General features: G+C 42.1%; 17 protein-coding genes. 11 read left to right on the top strand and 6 right to left on the bottom strand.

The annotated features are described in order from the left end of the window. Positions 1-69 precede the first annotated feature (69 nt). The 6 genes from ACLOAU_RS11040 to ACLOAU_RS11015 are packed head-to-tail and all read left to right on the top strand — an operon-like array spanning position 70 to position 8,837. Positions 70-3,222 carry a SusC/RagA family TonB-linked outer membrane protein gene (locus tag ACLOAU_RS11040; RefSeq protein ID WP_427861927.1) on the top strand — a complete coding sequence of 1,051 codons (3,153 nt, stop codon included), beginning with the start codon at positions 70-72 and terminating at the stop codon, positions 3,220-3,222. A gap of 10 nt (positions 3,223-3,232) precedes the next feature. Then, the gene (locus tag ACLOAU_RS11035) at positions 3,233-4,642 is read left to right on the top strand and encodes a RagB/SusD family nutrient uptake outer membrane protein (RefSeq protein WP_427861926.1); all 1,410 of its coding nucleotides are present in this window, start codon (positions 3,233-3,235) and stop codon (positions 4,640-4,642) included. 18 nt (positions 4,643-4,660) lie between these two features. Continuing rightward, positions 4,661-5,722, top strand: a complete 1,062-nt coding sequence (locus ACLOAU_RS11030; RefSeq protein ID WP_427861925.1) for a cyanophycinase — start codon at positions 4,661-4,663, stop codon at positions 5,720-5,722. Positions 5,723-5,756: 34 nt separating this feature from the next. Continuing rightward, on the top strand, positions 5,757-6,809 hold the full coding sequence (locus tag ACLOAU_RS11025) for an isoaspartyl peptidase/L-asparaginase family protein (protein ID WP_427861924.1): 1,053 nt from the start codon (positions 5,757-5,759) through the stop codon (positions 6,807-6,809). Then, positions 6,809-7,648: a cyanophycinase gene (locus ACLOAU_RS11020; RefSeq protein ID WP_427861923.1), complete on the top strand. Its 840-nt coding sequence runs from the start codon at positions 6,809-6,811 to the stop codon at positions 7,646-7,648. The genes ACLOAU_RS11025 and ACLOAU_RS11020 overlap by 1 nt, the downstream gene beginning before the upstream one ends. Before the next feature lie 55 nt (positions 7,649-7,703). Beyond that, positions 7,704-8,837 carry a PKD domain-containing protein gene (locus ACLOAU_RS11015; protein WP_427861922.1) on the top strand — a complete coding sequence of 378 codons (1,134 nt, stop codon included), beginning with the start codon at positions 7,704-7,706 and terminating at the stop codon, positions 8,835-8,837. Positions 8,838-8,991: 154 nt separating this feature from the next. Here ACLOAU_RS11015 and ACLOAU_RS11010 read toward each other — a convergent pair whose 3' ends face one another. The 3 genes from ACLOAU_RS11010 to rpmI form a co-directional block, all read right to left on the bottom strand. Next, positions 8,992-10,476: a type III PLP-dependent enzyme domain-containing protein gene (locus tag ACLOAU_RS11010; RefSeq protein ID WP_427861921.1), complete on the bottom strand. Its 1,485-nt coding sequence runs from the start codon at positions 10,474-10,476 to the stop codon at positions 8,992-8,994. Between the two features lie 160 nt (positions 10,477-10,636). After that, positions 10,637-10,981, bottom strand: coding sequence for a 50S ribosomal protein L20 (rplT, locus tag ACLOAU_RS11005; RefSeq protein WP_114792010.1), 345 nt, complete (start codon positions 10,979-10,981; stop codon positions 10,637-10,639). A 72-nt stretch (positions 10,982-11,053) separates the two neighbouring features. Then, entirely contained in the window at positions 11,054-11,251 is a 198-nt protein-coding gene (rpmI, locus tag ACLOAU_RS11000; RefSeq protein ID WP_114792011.1) for a 50S ribosomal protein L35, read from the bottom strand. 392 nt (positions 11,252-11,643) lie between these two features. Here rpmI and ACLOAU_RS10995 point away from each other — a divergent pair, with 392 nt between their 5' ends. Then, positions 11,644-13,887 (top strand): cation:proton antiporter domain-containing protein, encoded by a 2,244-nt coding sequence (locus ACLOAU_RS10995; RefSeq protein ID WP_427861920.1) that lies wholly within the window; start codon positions 11,644-11,646, stop codon positions 13,885-13,887. A 22-nt stretch (positions 13,888-13,909) separates the two neighbouring features. Here the strand turns inward: ACLOAU_RS10995 and ACLOAU_RS10990 are convergent, their stop codons facing one another. Then, a complete protein-coding gene (locus ACLOAU_RS10990; RefSeq protein ID WP_427861919.1) occupies positions 13,910-14,560 on the bottom strand; it encodes a hypothetical protein in 651 nt (216 codons plus the stop codon). Positions 14,561-14,727: 167 nt separating this feature from the next. On the opposite strand from ACLOAU_RS10990, the gene ACLOAU_RS10985 reads away from it, so the two are divergent. From ACLOAU_RS10985 to ACLOAU_RS10970, 4 genes are read left to right on the top strand one after another with little or no spacing between them, the layout of a single operon-like run. Then, a complete protein-coding gene (locus ACLOAU_RS10985; protein WP_427861918.1) occupies positions 14,728-15,138 on the top strand; it encodes a DoxX family protein in 411 nt (136 codons plus the stop codon). Positions 15,139-15,140: 2 nt separating this feature from the next. Beyond that, complete coding sequence (locus tag ACLOAU_RS10980) at positions 15,141-15,566, top strand: acyl-CoA thioesterase (protein ID WP_427861917.1); 426 nt, start codon at positions 15,141-15,143, stop codon at positions 15,564-15,566. Further along, a complete protein-coding gene (locus tag ACLOAU_RS10975) occupies positions 15,547-16,539 on the top strand; it encodes a site-2 protease family protein (RefSeq protein ID WP_427861916.1) in 993 nt (330 codons plus the stop codon). The genes ACLOAU_RS10980 and ACLOAU_RS10975 overlap by 20 nt, the downstream gene beginning before the upstream one ends. A gap of 50 nt (positions 16,540-16,589) precedes the next feature. Further along, the gene (locus tag ACLOAU_RS10970) at positions 16,590-16,967 is read left to right on the top strand and encodes a VOC family protein (protein WP_427861915.1); all 378 of its coding nucleotides are present in this window, start codon (positions 16,590-16,592) and stop codon (positions 16,965-16,967) included. Between the two features lie 185 nt (positions 16,968-17,152). Here the strand turns inward: ACLOAU_RS10970 and ACLOAU_RS10965 are convergent, their stop codons facing one another. Together ACLOAU_RS10965 and ACLOAU_RS10960 are read right to left on the bottom strand one after the other, a co-directional pair. Continuing rightward, positions 17,153-17,560 carry a thiol-disulfide oxidoreductase DCC family protein gene (locus ACLOAU_RS10965; protein WP_427861914.1) on the bottom strand — a complete coding sequence of 136 codons (408 nt, stop codon included), beginning with the start codon at positions 17,558-17,560 and terminating at the stop codon, positions 17,153-17,155. A gap of 1 nt (position 17,561) precedes the next feature. Then, positions 17,562-17,981 (bottom strand): hypothetical protein, encoded by a 420-nt coding sequence (locus ACLOAU_RS10960; RefSeq protein ID WP_427861913.1) that lies wholly within the window; start codon positions 17,979-17,981, stop codon positions 17,562-17,564. Between the last annotated feature and the right edge of the window lie 2 nt (positions 17,982-17,983).

Below are 17,983 nucleotides of genomic sequence, written 5' to 3'. Positions count from 1 at the left end.
ATAGTTATTTTTTTTCTTTTTAAGCATATAAAACGCTATTTTTCGCACGTTTTAAAACTAATTATAAATATGACATTAATTGTTTATGAGAAAAAGGGCAGTTGGCTGTCTTTTTTAAAAAGCATGTCGAAAAATACGGTGCTAGCTGTTTTTTCACTGCTTCTTGCATTTCAGACGAAGGCTGAAATGAGATTGAAGAATGATTTTGATTTAAAAACAAACATCTCTTACACTAAAAGGACTTTTAAGACGGTTACCGGTAAGGTTGTGAATGCAGATGGCAATCCTGTTGAGAGTGCCGTAATAAGCGTTAAAGGCCATAGCACCATTACCACAACGGCTACCGATGGTAGTTTTTCTATAGAAGCCTATGAAGGAGATGAGCTGGTTATTTCTCACGCTTCCTATATTAGCCAAACCGTTACGGTAGGAACAGCCGGCAGTATTATGATCACCCTTCAGTCGAACATGGTCAATTTAGATCAGATTGTTGTAACGGGGTATACCGAATATACGAAACGCAATAGTCCCAGTGCTTCCACCCAGGTAAATGCTTTGGATATTAATAAAGTACCGATGAGTACCCTTGACCAGATACTGCAGGGACGGGTACCGGGCATGAGTGTTATCTCGAGCTCAGGTCAGCCAGGCCAAAGCGCTTCTGTAGTAATAAGGGGTATTGGCTCCATCAACGGCTCCACTTCGCCTCTATATGTTATGGATGGTATTCCCATAGAGAGTGGGTATTTCCAAACCATTAACCCGGAAGATATTGAATCTGTTACGGTACTCAAAGATGCCTCTGCGAAAGCATTATATGGCTCACGAGGTTCTAATGGTGTGATCGTGGTTACGACCAAAAAAGGCAGGAAAGGCAGGCTGAATATCGGTTACAGTTCACAATATGGTTTTTCAACATTGACGCAACCAGGGTTTGAAATGATGGACACTCGTGAGCGCCTGCGTTTCGAAGAAGAAGTAGGGCTGGAAACCGGTCGCAATATTGGCCCGGGTTGGACCTTATCTCCTAAGAATCCCGACTATGCATCACTTTCTCCGATTGAACAACAGCAAAGAGACGGCATATTGGATAGCCTGGGACGGATCAATACAGATTGGAGAGATTTGTTCTTTCAGAACGCCAACTTTATGCAGCAGCAGCTGAGCCTCAGCGGTGGTAACGAAAACGTTCAAACTTATAACGCAATAGGCCTTTGGAGAGAGCAGGGCATTGTAAAAGAAACCGGGCTGGACCGGTTTTCGCTCCGCAGCAATACCAATATGAACTATGGTAAGTTTACCGCAGGCTTCAATATCAACCTGGGCTACTCTAGTTCCCGGTTTACGTATAATGAAGGCGGTACCAGCGTAGGGTCGCCTATGGCATCAGTGTACTATGCGCTGCCTTACGAATACCCTTATACAGCCGATGGTGTATTTCATGCTACTGATGATGGGTTGGGCTTTTATGATACCCGTGAAGGAAGCCGGGGTATTGATGTATTGTATGGCGCTTCTGACAAAACGGAACAATTTAAAACCATTCTTGGAATTAATCTCACTTATGAAATTATTAAAGGATTAAAGATCAGCACACGAAATGGTATTGACTATAGAAATTCAGTTGACCAGGTTTTTATCAACCCATTGTCTTATATCGGAAGCAGGCAGGCAGGCGGAAAAGGTGCTTTCGGAGAAGGATTCAGAAGAAACTTTAACCTGGTTTCTACCTCCGGCATCACTTATAAAAAAAGGTTAGATATACACGACTTTGAAGTGTCAGGATTTATTGAATACTTGTATAATAATGCCAGGTCCTTTAGTTACAGGGGGTATGGTTTAGACGACCGACTGCCGGAAACACCCGCAGGAGTTACAGTTAGTACCGGATTCCTGCCCGCTCTTGGTGGCAGCCGCTCTAATAGCGCTATGCTTTCGTATATGGGTGTGGGTCGTTATACACTCGATAATAAATATACACTTACTGCAAGTTACCGGTACGACGGGGCATCCGTTTCGTCAGTGCCGCTTAAAAACCGCTGGCATGGGTTCTACTCTTTCGGCGCCAACTGGGATGTTAAACAGGAAAATTTTCTGAAAGCCACTGAATTTATTGCAGCTTTACAACTAAGAGCCAGTTACGGACAAACTGCAAGTCCATTTGGCAGTAGCTTCGCCTACTTGCCTACTTATTCTGCAAACACTACTTATGGGGGGCTGCAGGCAATCAGACCTACTAATATTGGTAATCCTGATTTTGACTGGGAATATGTGGACGAGTTGAACGTGGGATTTGATCTTTCGCTTTTTAAAGCACAAAGAGTAAAGCTTGTTGCTGATTGGTATAATAAGATTACCAGGAATATGTTTATCGACCTGCCGCTTTCCGCTTTCTCTGGTGCCGGAACAGGTGGAACTGCACCTTTAAGCTCCGCAAGAATGGGCAACAAAGGAATTGAATTCAGCCTGAGTGGAGATGTGATTCAAAAAGAACACTTTAACTGGAATATTGGTGTTAATGGGGCTTATAACCAAAACAAAATTTTGAAGGTAAGTGATGTTACGGATGAATTGCCCGACGGTGATACCAGAATCATCAAGGTAGGTCTTCCTTATGGAACGTATTATGCACAACAGTGGGCAGGAGTAGATCCTGCTAACGGAGATGCCCTTTACTATAATCGTGATGGCTCAGTTACCAATATATATAGTGCAGAAGCGCAGGCCATTCCGCTTTCAGCAAATATGTTCCCTAAGTTAACCGGTGGTATTACCACTGCCCTGCGTTGGAAGAGTATAACACTAAGCGCCTTGTTATCCTTTGTATCCGATGTACAGCGCTGGAATAATATCGACTTCTATAACGAAAACCAGGCCTACATGACCAGTAATCAAAGCAAAAGAATGTTATACGATCGCTGGAAAAAGCCTGGGGACAACGCCATTCTGCAACGCATTGATGTGCCGAGGAATTTCACGTCGAAAGATATACAGGATGCATCCTTTATGCGTTTAAGAAACCTGCAACTCAGCTACGGTATACCTACTGCCCTTTTGCAATCTACCAGGATCTTAAAATCGGTTGATATTTTCGTACAGGGACAAAACCTGTTTACATGGACTAAATGGCGGGGCCTTGACCCGGAAAACAACCGGCAGTACGGCAGGTTTGAATACCCGAATGCCAGGAAATATACTGCAGGTATTAATGTTAATTTTTAATCTGATCATCATGAACATAAGAACAATAGTTGCTTCTTTATTACTGGCAGGACTTATATTCCAGTCCTGCTCTAAGTTGGACACTCCTCCTACTGATGTCATCGACCCTTCTAAAGCTTATCGTAATTTAGATGATCTGAACCTGGGTGTGTTGGGAGCTTACGCAGCATTAACTACTTCACTAATTGAAGCAGGCGCCATCGTATCTGATGAAGTGATGTATCCCACAGAAAATACTGTATCCAATAACTCGGCTCATAGATGGCTGTACAATTCTACTTCAGGCTCGGTTACATCGGCGCTTTATGAATATGCGGTAGTGATAGACCGTGCTAACAGGGTATTGGAAGCCGCTCCTACCATTCCTGCGGCCGGTGAGCAAAACCGTTTGGATCGATACCGTGCAGAAGCATTGGCACTTAGAGCATATTCGTACCTTGAGCTGATAAGAGCATATGCTTCATCGTACGAGCCCAACGGTATGGGCATGCCTTATATAAAACAACGTACACTCGAGTATCTCCCGCGGGAGTCGGTAAAATCCAACTTTGATAATCTGAATGCAGATCTGCAAACAGCTAAAGAAATGATACCTTCGGGCCTCAATGACAATACCCGCATTACTAAAACGGCTATAGCGGCGATACAGGCAAGAGCAGCATTGTATGAAAAGAAATGGGGCGATGCTATCACCTACGCATCAGAAGTAATAGCAGCAGAACCATTAGCTCCTAAAAGTGATTTCGGCAAAATATGGAAAGATAGCAGTCAGTCTGAAGTTATTTGGAAGCTGGCAAGAGCAATCGGGGATTCCCGGCTGGGAGCGGCATTCTTTCGCGAAACGGGGGAAATTGTATTATATGCCCCTTCATTTAAACTGATTGATTTATTTGGCTCTAATACGCAACGCGCAGATGATGTACGTTTCAGCAGCTATATCCAATATGCGCCTACAAGACCGGCAGGTAAATCACAGTATTTAATAAACAAATATGTTGGTGGTAATACTGCTTATCGCGGCCTTACAGATGTTAAATTGTTTCGTGCAGGTGAGATGTATTTAATTAAGGCAGAAGCTGAGCTCGAGAACAATACCGGTGCCGCTGGTATTACTGCGGCCGCGAAAGATCTGAACGATTTAAGAAGAGCCAGGGTTTATAATTATATTGATCAGAATTTTACTGATAAGCAAAGCCTCTTAAATGCTATCTATAACGAACGTTTTAAAGAGCTGGCTTTTGAAGGGCATCGCTTCTTCGACCTGAAACGGAGAAATTTACCTGTAGAACGTACCACGCAGGATGCTATCAATACATCGGGAGCTCTAAAGCTTGAGCCTACTGCAGCCCAGTACTGCTTCCCGATTTCAGACAGGGAAATGTCCGTTAATAAAAACATGATCCAAAACCCGAACTATTAAACGCTTATATTATTAAAGATGAAGAAATTTTATACGATACTGGTTGCTGCGGTTTTGCTCACGAGCTGCGAAAAAAAATGGGACCCCAATGACCCGTTCCGGCCCGACGCACCTAAACCGGCACCCCCGGAAACACGTTTGGCATCTATAGGAATTGTAGGAGACATAGCCGATGTACAAACCACCACCAAAAGCGGGATCGTTATAATGGGCGGAGGAGCGGATGTATCTGCTGCCTTTCAATGGATGATAGCTCGCAGCGGCGGCGGCGACGTAGTAATCATAAGAGCTACCGGAACTGATGCCTACAATGCTTATGTAAAAGGATTAGGCACCGTAAACTCCGTTGAAACATTAAAGATAGACTCCCGTAAGCTGGCAGATGATGACGGCGTAGCTAAGATTATCCGCAATGCGGAGATGCTCTTTATTGCGGGTGGCGATCAGTCGGATTATACCGGGTACTGGAAAGGCACCAAGTTGATGGCAGCAATTAATTATCTGCTTACAGAGAAAAAAGTACCTGTTGGCGGAACCAGCGCAGGTGCAGCTATTCTTAGCAACTATTATTTCAGTGGAGAAAGGGGCACTTTAGAATCTGCTGAAGCACTGGCCAACCCATACGCCCAAAAGGTAACACTGGGCAGCGATGATTTTATCAAAGCGCCTTTCCTGCAAAATGTAATAACCGATCAGCATTTTACCCAGCGTAACCGCCAGGGGCGCTCTGTAGCCTTCCTGGGCAGAATTATGAAAGACTGGAGTAAAACACCTTATGGCATTGCTGTTGATGAAGCCACCGCAGTTTGTATCGATGAAACAGGCATGGCCCAGGTATTAGGCACCAATAAAGCTTTCTTCCTAAAAACAGATGCGGCAAAAACTCCCGAAACATTTACCAGCGGGAGCCCGGTAACCTGGAACAGCGGCGGACAGGCCATAATGGTATCCGCCATTTCAGCTGCAGCTACCGCCAACAAATTTAATATAAGCCGCTTTGAGCCGGAAACTACAGCAGGGCTCGAAAAATTATGGTGGTCTGTTGTAGGTGGCAATTGGGTTCAGACAGCCCGCCCTTAGTAACGTTTACAAGAAACAGAAAACATACCTGAATATGAATAATACTTTAAAAACTTTTTTTTCGGCCCTGGCTTGCAGCATCATTGTGTTTTCATGTAGTGATCAATCTGCAACAACCGACAACGCTAAATATGTCATGGTTATTCATGGCGGAGCGGGCACTATTGAAAAAAAGTTCATGACCCCTGAAAAGGAAAAGGCCTATACAGCGGCACTTACAGAAGCGCTTCAAAATGGTTATCATTTACTGAAAGAAGGAAAAACCTCAATAGAAGCAGTACAGGCAGCTATTAATGCAATGGAAAACTCCCCTTTGTTTAATGCAGGGAAAGGCGCCGTATTTACACATGACGGCAAAAACGAACTGGATGCTTCCATCATGGATGGTCAAATGCTGAAAGCAGGCGCAGTAGCCGGTGTAACCAATATCAAAAATCCTATTAATGCGGCTATAGCCGTAATGAACAGATCAGAGCACGTAATGATGGTGGGCAAAGGTGCTGAACAGTTTGCAGCTGCTAATGGATGCGATACAGTTCCGCAATCTTATTTCTTTACACAGGAGCGTTGGGATCAGCTGCAAAGAACCATAAAGGAAGAAGAACAAGGCAGGGCCGCGTACAATGACATTGATCCGCGAAAAAGCGAGATCTACGGCATCTCTGATAAAGATAAAAAATTTGGAACCGTAGGTGCCGTTGCTTTGGATAACAAAGGCAACCTGGCTGCAGGCACATCTACGGGTGGTATGACCAATAAAAAATATGGCAGAGTAGGCGACTCCCCTATCATCGGCGCAGGCACTTATTGTAACAACGCTACCGCCGGTATTTCCTGCACAGGCTGGGGAGAATACTATATCAGGGAGGTCGCAGCCAACCGTATGTCAGCGCTCATCGAACTAAAAAAGCTTCCTGTAAACGAGGCTGCCAAGCAGGTAATTGATGAGATCGGCAAAATGGGCGGAGACGGCGGTATCATTGGCCTGGACAAATCGGGCAAAATAGCTATGGAGTTTAACACATCAGGCATGTACCGCGGTACAGTTGATGAAAATGGTAAAATATCAGTATACATCTACAAATAATGAAAACATACTTTAATAAAAAGAGCGCTTTACTCACTGCCTTTTTGGCTACTACATTATTAACCTTTGGCCAAAATAAAGGGAGCTTGTTTATTATTGGTGGCGGAGACCGGTCTCCCGCATTGGTTAAGCAAATGGTAGAAACAGCAAAATTAAAACCCAACGACTACATTGTTGTACTGCCAATGGCTACCAGTATTCCCGAAGAATCGGTGGCTTATATCAGCAGCCAGCTATCAGCAGCATGCAACAATAAAATTACCAGCTTTAATTTCACCAGGGCACAGGCCGATAACCAGCAAACCTGGATCGATTCGGTTAAGAATGCACGATTTATTTTCATCACCGGTGGTGATCAGAATAAATTTATGGATGTGGTTCGAGGTACTAAATTATACGAAGCATTGCACCAGGCATTTCGCAATGGTTCCACTATTTCAGGCACCAGCGCAGGCGCCGCAGTAATGTCTCAGATCATGATCACCGGAGAAGAAAAAGGAAAGAGTGATAAAGACAGCTTTAGAGAAATAAAAAGTAATAGTGTAGTCACCTCATCCGGGATGGGTTTTTTAACCAGCGCGATCATTGATCAGCACTTCATCATTCGCAGCAGGTATAACAGGCTTTTAAGCGCTTTGGCTGATCATCCTGATAAAACATTAATTGGTATTGATGAAGCTACCGCCATTATTGTAACAGGAAAAAAAGTAACCGTAGCCGGCGAAAGCCAGGTAGTGGTGGTGTCCCAACCTAAACAGCTGAAAAAAGGTAATAAAGTTACTTTTAAAAATGCCGCCCTCTCATTGTATTCGGCTGGCGAAAGCTTTGAACTAAAATAGTAAACCAAAGCCTGCCCTGTATTTAACCAGGGCTGACAAACTTAAATACGTTAATATGACGATTCTATTTAAAAAACTGTTTCCCGCCTTTTTACTCCTAGCATTAATAGCTACGGCGGGCTGTAAGAAAAACAATTACAACTTCGATGACTTACCTCCAACAGTAAAAAGCTTCTTTTCCATCGGCAATACCGAATTGAAAATGAATGAACCTATTCAATTCAAAAATGAATCTGAAAATGGGGAGTCTTATAGCTGGGACTTTGGTGATGAGACAAAGTCTACAGAAAGCAACCCTACTAAAACCTATAGCAAAGCAGGTACTTACACCGTTAAGCTTAAAGTTGTGGGAGCCGGTGGTACGGGCAATTATTCCAGGGATCTGGCCATCATCGATCCTAATGCCAGTACAGATAGCGACAAAGAGCTTTATTTTATCGAGTATGGTACAAAACTCATTCGTAAAATATCTCTTAAGCCAGGCTCTCCTGCTGAAACTGTTGTTAACATGACAGGTAAAGATGGCCATGGAATGGCTTACGATTCCATCAACAAAAAAATATACTACTGCGATTTCCTAACTGCCAATTCAGGTAAAGTGTGGCGTATGGATGCTGATGGCACCAACCAGGTAGAATTACTTTCGGGACTGGCATCTCCTTATGGCATAGCCATAAACCTGGCCGAGGGAAAAATGTACATAGCGGATGGGCCTAACGTATCAAGAGCAAATCTGGATGGAAGCAATTACCAGAAAACCTTTATTTCGGTAACTGGTGGTGCTATGAGAGCCATTGGGTTTAACCGCAAAACCAACATGATTTATTATTACGAAGTAAACGACGAGAATATGCACGCCTCCAAATCAGACGGAACCGGTGCGGGAATAGTGATTGAGGGCGCTTACGGCTATGGTATGTTTGTAGACGAAGTAAACAATAAAATTTATTACGACGACCGAAACAAAACAGGCCTTATGCAGGCTAACCTTGATGGTACAGGTATAGTAAAACTTGCCAACTTAACTGGTAGCAGGGGTAGTTCGGGTATGACCATCGATTATAGTGCTAATAAACTTTATTGGGCCGAAACCAATAATAACCTGATCAAACGTGCCAACCTTGACGGAACAGAAGCCGAAACCTTTATATCGGGCGTTAATAACCCGAGAGGTATGTTTATGAAATAAGGGTTAGAAATAAGTTTGAAACCAAAAGCAGGAAGCATCATTTCTTCCTGCTTTTTTTATGTCTTATTGATTTATCAAAGCATACAATTTGGAAGGAATAAAAAAACTGCGGCCTGATGTAGACCGCAGTTTTGTATAAATATTTTCGTAAATACTACCTCAAATACCCCAATATTTTCAGCATGCTCTGAGCAGACTGCTCTTTAGCGTATACCCACTCTTCCAGCTCCCCGTTTTTATCATACTCGATAATCACATGCTTGGGCGAAGGGATCAGGCAATGCTTGATACCCCCATAACCGCTGATCTGGTCCTGGTAAGCGCCTGTGTGGAAAAATCCTACATACAAAGGTTCATCATCACTTTCCTGGCTTTGCTTCTTTTCCAGGTCTACCGCATCTACCGGGCGTACGCGTGAGTTGCCTACGCCATTATCATTTTTTATCTTAGGTAAAAACACCTCGTTGATATGCTCCTCACTATCGTAATAGTCATGGCCGTCGCAGGTAATACCTCCTAACACCACACGCTGGTATTCGTTATCCCATTTATTAATAGGCAGCATCAAAAATTTCTCACCAATGCCCCAGGTATCAGGTAAGGTGGTAATAAAAGACGAGTCGATCATATACCAGGTTTCCCGGTCGTTCTGACGCTTCTCTCCTATTACACTGTAAATATGCGCCATGCTTTCACCAACTGTATAGCTGCCAAATTCGGTGTAAATATTCGGTACGGGTACCTTGGCTTTCTTACAGGCCGATTTAATATTACTGATGATCTCGTTGATCATAAACTGGTAGTCGTACTCAAAAGCCAGGCTGTGCTTAATAGGAAAACCGCCGCCAATATTCAATGAATCCAGCTCCGGGCAGATCTTTTTTAACTGGCAATAAAGGTTAATGCTTTTACGCAATTCGCTCCAATAGTAGATGTCATCTTTAATACCTTTATTCAGGAAGATATGCAGCATTTTTAACTGGAACTTATCTTCATTGCCTTCTATTTCATCTACATAAAACTCCAGTACATCCTTTGAGCGGATTCCTAACCTGGATGTATAAAAAGGAAAAGAAGGTTCTTCCTCAGCAGCCACACGGATACCTATTTTAAAAGGCTCTTTGCTTTTTACGCTGCGTTTATACATATTTAATTCCTCTTTGTTATCCAAAACAGGAATCACATTTCTAAAGCCGCTGTTGATTAATTTAGCAATACGGGAGGTATAATTCCTTTGCTTAAAACCGTTGCAAACAATATTGATGTCCTTATTAATCTTGCGACGCTTATATAGCTGGTTGATGATATCTATATCGTAAGCAAAAGAGGTCTCCAGGTGTATATTATGCTTAAGAGCTTCCCCTACCACGAATGAGAAGTGAGAGCTTTTGGTGCAATAAGTATAAAAGTATTTTCCTTCATACTTATACTTCTTCATAGCATTAGCAAAATACTGCTTGGCCTTGTTGATATTAATACCAATTTTGGGCAGGTAACTCACCTTTAATGGCGTACCATACTTTTCTACTAACCTCTTATAATCAATGCCGTTAAAAATAAGGTCGCCCTTTTTAACTTCAATATTTTCCTGCGGAAAATTAAAGGTCTGTTCAACCAGGCCTAAGTATGAGTTATTCATTTGCCATAACGCCGGCTGCACCGGCACTTATTGGTTTAAAAATTGAGCGCTAAATTAGGAAAAATACAAATGTGCAGACATTAAATTGTCTAACTGAAATTCTCCTAATAAAAAAGGCGATGCATTATGCATCACCTTTTAAACTTTTTGCTATAAGTAATTACTTAACAGAAGCTACCAAAGCTTTGAAAGACTCAGGATTGTTCATAGCTAAATCAGCTAATACTTTCCTGTCAAGCTCGATACCTTTAGTTTGTAATTTATTGATGAATTGAGAGTAAGTTAACCCTTCTTCACGAACTGCAGCGTTAATACGCGCGATCCATAAAGTACGGTATTCTCTTTTCTTTAATTTACGACCTACATACATGTAAGTCATACCTTTTTCTACAACGTTTTTAGCAACGGTGTATACGTTTTTACGTTTGCCGTAAAAACCTTTGGCTTGTTTTAATATTTTTTTCCTGCGGGCTTTAGAAGCAACTGCATTTACTGAACGTGGCATATCTTATATTTTAGATTTCAGATATAAAATTTTAAAAACCTTTTTCTGAAATATTTTTAAAATGGTTACTAATTACTTTAATCTCAACAAACGTTTTACGAAATGTACATGAGACGGTGCTACTGTACCATCGATGCGCATACCGCGCTTACGCTTAGTAGATTTTTTAGTTAAGATGTGACGTTTGAAACTCTTTTGGTGAGTGATCTTGCCAGTAGCTGTTACTTTAAAACGCTTTTTCGCGCTTGAATTTGTTTTTACCTTAGGCATGGTAAATTTTAATTTAATTGTTAACCTTTGAGGCGTCTCCACACCGGTGGAGCCCTTTACGGGCCTCTTCAGGAAATATCCACTTTTCTCAAAATGGAGTGCAAAGGTACAACAAAATTGCAATTAGACATTTCTTATTCGCCATTTATTATTTCAATACTCATTATCAAACACTTACACCACTTCATTCCCTCTTTTTTCTTATAAGGAAGCGATAATTTCGAAAAAAAATATTACATTTCGCCCAAAGCCAAACAATTTTTCTATTGACTATTTACTTTGCTGAAGATACATATTGTGAAGCGGAGCTGTGTGCATTGGGTAATGACCCCAAAGCATAATGAAGATAGGAGTATGCCGGAAACAGCCGGTAGGGACACAATTATATATTTATGAATCATTTACCACATCTGATAACGGATCTGGCGCTGATACTGGGCGTGGCAGCTGTTATTACCCTTATTTTTAAAAGACTGCAACTCCCGTTAATATTAGGTTACCTGGTATCAGGCATTTTAATCAGCCCCAATTTTAAAATATTCCCCCCGAAAGTTTACGAAATAACCGATGTACAAACCTGGGGCGAGATTGGCGTTATCTTTCTTTTATTTAGCCTGGGACTGGAATTTAGCTTTAAGAAACTGGCCAAAATGGGCGGATCGGCCACTACAGCAGCCGGTTTTGAAGCCGTAGGTATGGCGGCTATAGGATTTGGCCTCGGCAAATTATTGAACTGGCCCTTTATGGATTGCATCTTTCTCGGAGCCTGCCTGACCATATCTTCTTCGTCTGTCATTGTAAAAAGCTTTGCAGACCTTGGCCTGAAACAAAGAAATTTCGCCCAACTGGTATATGGCATCCTGGTGGTTGAGGACCTGATTGCTGTAGTACTGCTCGTGCTGTTAGGTACTTTTGTTGCCAGCCATACTTTTGATGCAGGGCAAATTGGTATGTCCATCTTAAAACTAGGCTTCTTTCTTATCGTATGGTTCGTAGGCGGTATCCTGTTTATTCCATCCCTTTTAAAAAGAGCTAAAAACTTCTTATCAGATGAGATCTTGCTGATCGTTGCTATTGCCATGTGTTTCCTGATGGTATATCTTTCTTCACAAGCCGGCTTTTCTGCAGCTTTAGGAGCCTTTATTATGGGATCGCTTTTAGCGGAAACCACCAAAGCCGAAAGAATAGAGCACCTGGTCATCCCGGTAAGAGATCTCTTTGGCGCAATATTTTTTGTATCTGTAGGTATGTTGATCGATCTGAACGTAATCAAAGATCACTGGCTACCTATTTTGCTCATTACTGCGGCCGTAATTATTGGCAAAAGCATTGTTATTACACTGGGGGCTTTTATTTCGGGAAACAGCCTTCGCACATCCATCCAAACGGGCATGAGCCTGGCCTTGATCGGTGAGTTCTCATTTATCATCGCATCAATGGGTGTAAAGCAAAAAGTTGTGAGTGAAGAACTCTACCCTATTATTATCACCGTTTCAGCTTTAACCATTTTTATAGCTCCGTCGTTAACGCTTTCCAGCACCCGCATCTACAATTGGATCGCTGGGCGCCTTTCACCTAAGTGGGAATCCCGGTTAAACCGTTATAGCCTGGAAGCTACCGCCTTAAGAGCCGTAAGCGACTGGAATCATGTACTGAAATTTTTCCTGATCAATACCGTTGTTTTTTCAGCAATAGAAATTGCATTGATCATTTTGAACGATAGCTTTGTTTTACCCTGGTTACGGGAAGTGGCACGGGGATTTGGACGCGCCACATCTGCAGTGCTGGCTTTATTGGCCATGGCCCCTTTCCTATGGGCATTGATTGTAAGAAATGAGAAAACAGAGCCTTTCGCAAGGATCTATACCCAACAGAAATATCATGGTCCTATCTGGATCATGCGCATCATCAAAGTTTCACTGGCCCTGCTGTTTATTATCGGGCTTTTAAGAAGTATCTATTCGCTCGATTTTGCGCTTATGGTAGGTATTGCGTTATTGATACTATTATTAATATTCAGAAAAAGACTGCAACGCACTTACGATAACATTGAAGACCGCTTTGTAAAAAATCTCAATAACCGCGAGATTGAAGAACAGCGCCTTTTGGCCGAACAGGCAGCGGAGAAAAAGAATCAGAACCTGGCGCCTTGGGATGCACACCTTACTACTTTTGAAGTAGCGCCGGAAGCCGTAAATATCATTGGCAAAACACTGATGGAACTACAATGGCGGGAACGGGTAGGTGTAAATGTGGCCATGATCAAGCGGGGAGCTACCTCTATTATTCCACCCGACCGCGATGAAAAAATTTATCCCTGCGATAAGCTCTTTATTATTTGTACCGATAGCCAGGAAAGAAGGATGAATGCCATTTTAAGACCTGATAAAAAAATCATAGAAAGTGCACGTGAAGTAGAAATGAAACTGGATCAGCTAACTATCGATGCAGACTCACCACTGATCCACAAATCAATCCGCGAGAGCGACATTAAAAACCTAGCTCACGGACTGGTAGTAGGTATTGAACGGAATGGAGAACGTCATCTCAACCCTGAATCTACCTGGGTTTTTGAGGAAGGGGATCTTTTGTGGATTGTGGGCGAGAAAAAACTGATCAGTACAATTGCAGACTAACTGATAACAAGCTTTTAGTTCATTAACGAATCTTATAAGTATCTCCGGGTTTCGGGCTTTCAACTTTTTGCTGGTTACCGCTGGCTGAGGCACTACATCCTTTCTGACTAAAAAACCAGGCGGCCGCTATCAGGGCTACGCCCAATATCACCCACATCATGGTAGCACCGCTTCTTCTCTTTTCATCCGGAAGCTGTAACTGCTCACGCATTTGAGCGGTAGTCGTCTCCCTGTCCCCCACCAAAGTCTGATGATTGGTATTTTCTCTTTTTATTTTTTTTGCCGCTACATCGGTAAACGGGGACATTTGAGCTGCGCTTTGCTGAAATTGTATCTCACCATTATTTTGTTGCAATAGGCCCAGTTGAGGCCAACTTACCAACTCCCCGTTATTCAGCCTGGATTGCAGATCAGTAACAAAATGCTCTAACTGCCTTCCAGCCTCATCTGTAGAAATGTTCCCGTTAGCAGCCAGCCAGCTTAGCAACCGGCTATTTTCACCTGTTTTCACATCTCCGCTATAAGGCTTAAAACCAATTATCCAGGTTGGTGCTGCTATGGTAGATTCAGCAAGATTAGCATTGGCGGCTTTACTTTCCAATTCAAATTTCCCTACCGGAGGTAGTTCCAGTCTTCCAAACTCAAACAGGTATTGCACAAGAACATCAAACATGGTATACGCTAATTTTAAACGAATATAACAAATATGGCTGTTTGCCACCATAGCACCAAAGCAACTATACCGGATTTTAATCCCCGTCCCGGCTTTGGCTACACTTCACCTTTTCACTATTAATTATTTCATTATGTTTGTTACATATAAAAACTAAATATTCCTACATGAAATTGATGACCTCAAAATATGCTGAACCATCCGTTAGTATTGCCTTGTTATTATTGCGCGTAGTTACCGGTTCCTCTATGTTGATGAATCATGGACTTAAAAAAATCAGCAACTTCAATGCTATATTATCCAAAGGCTTTGCCGATCCATTTCACATAGGTACAAAAGCCTCCCTTTCATTGACCATTTTTGCAGAGGTTTTTTGTGCAGGCCTGTTGGTCATTGGTTTATTAACCAGGCTGGCGTCTTTACCACTTATTATTGCAATGGTAGTTGCTTTATTTTTCGCACATGGTGGTGAACTCTTCGGAGAAGGTGAAAGCGCAGGCCTGTTCCTCACTTTGTTCGTTGTAATTTTTTTAATGGGACCTGGCAAATTCAGCCTGGATAAAAAAATAGGTAAATAAACATGTACGTTGCAGAAACTACTATAAGGGTTCGCTATGCCGAGACCGACCAGATGGGTGTAGTGTACCATAGCCATTATTTTCAATATTTTGAAGTTGCAAGAGCGGAATGCATAAGGCACCTGGGTTTTACTTATGCAGACATGGAAAAGACCGGCATTATCATGCCGGTAGTAGAAGTCAATTGTAAATACCTGCGGCCGGCCTTATATGATGATTTGCTCACCATCAAAACTATATTAAAGCAATTACCTGAAGATCATAAAATCTTGTTTCACCAGGAGGTATACAATGAAAAAAACGAGTTGCTGGCTACCGGGAATGTGCTGCTTTTTTTTATGAATGCAGCTACCCGGCAAAGAGCCAAATTGCCGGATGTTCTCTACCAGAAAATTAAACCGTCTTTTGATGCAGCCGGAAACCAATAATATTGCCGGCCCTGGTAATACCGCTAACCCAATGCCACCCCGGTTTCCTTTATCCGAACCGGTGGTATCCAATTCTTTGGCTAATGCTTTAAAAAGCCTGGTCCTATATGTAGGATTTGGCTACCTGTTACTTCGAAGATGGGATCTTTTGTTGGTGATATTTGGTATATTACTACTACATGAAGCCGGTCATTTTATTGCTATGAAGTATTACCGTTATGCTGATGTACAGGTACTTTTTCTTCCCTTTATCGGTGCATTGGTTAAAGGCTCTAAGAATGAGATTAGCCAACGCCAAAGCATTTTTATTTTGCTGGCCGGACCAATACCGGGTTTGCTACTGGGAATAGCCGTATACTTTTTTGATATAGGTAATAACGGTTTAAAAATTGGAGACATACCGCTGCAATTAATTGCCCAGCTCCTCATTTGGGCCAACCTCTTAAACCTGCTTCCTGTTTACCCTTTAGACGGAGGTCAGTTGTTTAACAGGGTTTACCTGGAAGAGGAAGGACTGCTCAGCGATATCTATTTCTATTTATCAATGATTGTTATAACAGTCACCCTCGTTCTCTTAAAATTCTACATCCTGCTGATTGTGCCGGTACTCCTTATTTACCGGTACATTAAAAACCGCAGCCTGACCAAATTAGATAGGGAGTTAGAACATGCCGGTATTGATGTTTATACCAGTTATGACGAACTTTCCGATGAAGATTATTGGAGAATAAGAGCCATTATAATTCAACAAACGCCAGCTTTCCAAACCATTCATCCGGGTCCGCCCTATCAGTATCATAGTAATGAAAATAAAATTGCCAGTGAAGTAGAAGCGGCCTTATCGCCGAGATTGTTGCTGCTTGACGCTTCCATCCCAACTAAAATGATGCTGGCATTACTCTGGGGCCTGGCAATAGCACTTCCCTGGATCCTGAATATTGATTTCACACTATTTCAATATCTGGCCCGATAATATTATCTTACACTCTTTAATTCTGTAACTGATAACAACAAAATATTGCAATGAAAATACCCAATGGACATCAACCACTGATGCCTTACCTGATCCTTAAAAATGCGGACACCTTTATCGAATTCACAAAAACTGTTTTTGGCGCTAAAGAGATCTTTAAAAGCTATCGCGATAATGATAATAAGATCATTATGCATGCCGAGGTACAAATAAATGGCTGCAATATTATGTTTGCCGACATGAATGAATTTTATGGTGTGGCCAACGCTAATTTATTCATTTATGTGGAAGATGCCGATGCGACGGTGGATATAGCGCTTGCCAATGGTGCAACCATTATTAATGAACTTGCCGACCAGGATTATGGCCGCAGTGGCGGCATTGAAGATCCCTTTGGAAACGTTTGGTGGGTTACAAGTATGAAGTAGTGAAGGGGAATAGTGAATAAGATAGATGTAAGAATAGATTTACGATATTATCCATGTATTCTTTACAACATTCATTATTCTTTTAAACTCCCGGCGTCGCCACGTCTTTGCTCCAGCCAGCTATAGCAGGCTGGGTTTTAGTGGCACCGGCAAATCAATCGTACACAGAACGCTGAAATTCGGGGTTAACTATAAAACCGTTCTTTCAATTGGGGTGTTGGTATCATACAGGCATCCTGCCGTCCAAACAGCCTGTATCTGTTTTTGGCAATAAGGTCGTACACAAGATCTCTTATCCATTTTGGAATAATTATAGATCCATATAGTAATTGCACCGGTCCATTCAATTGCTTTGCTACTTTTAATGCGGCTGTAGACCTGGTATAAAACCGGCTCCCGTGTATATAAACAAAAGACTTCAGGTGATCCCGGGGCAACCCACTTTTTACAAGTAATGCCTGACCTGCTTCCGACTGCAGGGATGCAAATTTAAATATACCTTTCTTATCCCGCTTAATAATATACTGTACTGCGCCGTTACATAAATTACAGACGCCGTCAAACAAAATAATATGGTCATCATTAGCTTCCATTCTATTTAGATTGCTCTAAACTGATATAAGCTCGTTGTATCGGTTTCTCCAGGGTTTTTGTAGGATCAGGCGTAATGCTATCCAACCTGAATAAATATTTCTGGTCTTCCAATGAAAGTGTATAAGCAGCATTAAGCGATCTTCTTTCACAATCAGGACCTGTACAAAGCTGTACATTCCTTTCTGTTTTGCCATCAATCACTACATTTAAAACTGCCACGGCTTCACCCGCTCTTATGCATCGGGCGTTCATCGGGCACCGGCTCTCGTTAATCTCCTTCAGGGTAATTACCACATTCTGGTAGGTAGTTTTTTCATTTACCTGCAGCGATATCGCGTGCGGCGGTGTTATTACAGATTTAGATCCCGTACAGGCAATTAAAAACAATGTTACGACGAAGAATACAAGATATAGTTTCATAG

This window comes from Paraniabella aurantiaca, assembly GCF_050309965.1.
Classification (GTDB): domain Bacteria; phylum Bacteroidota; class Bacteroidia; order Chitinophagales; family Chitinophagaceae; genus Niabella.
Note: the sequence above shows the minus strand (reverse complement) of the source record. Positions and strands in the feature narration are given on the sequence as shown.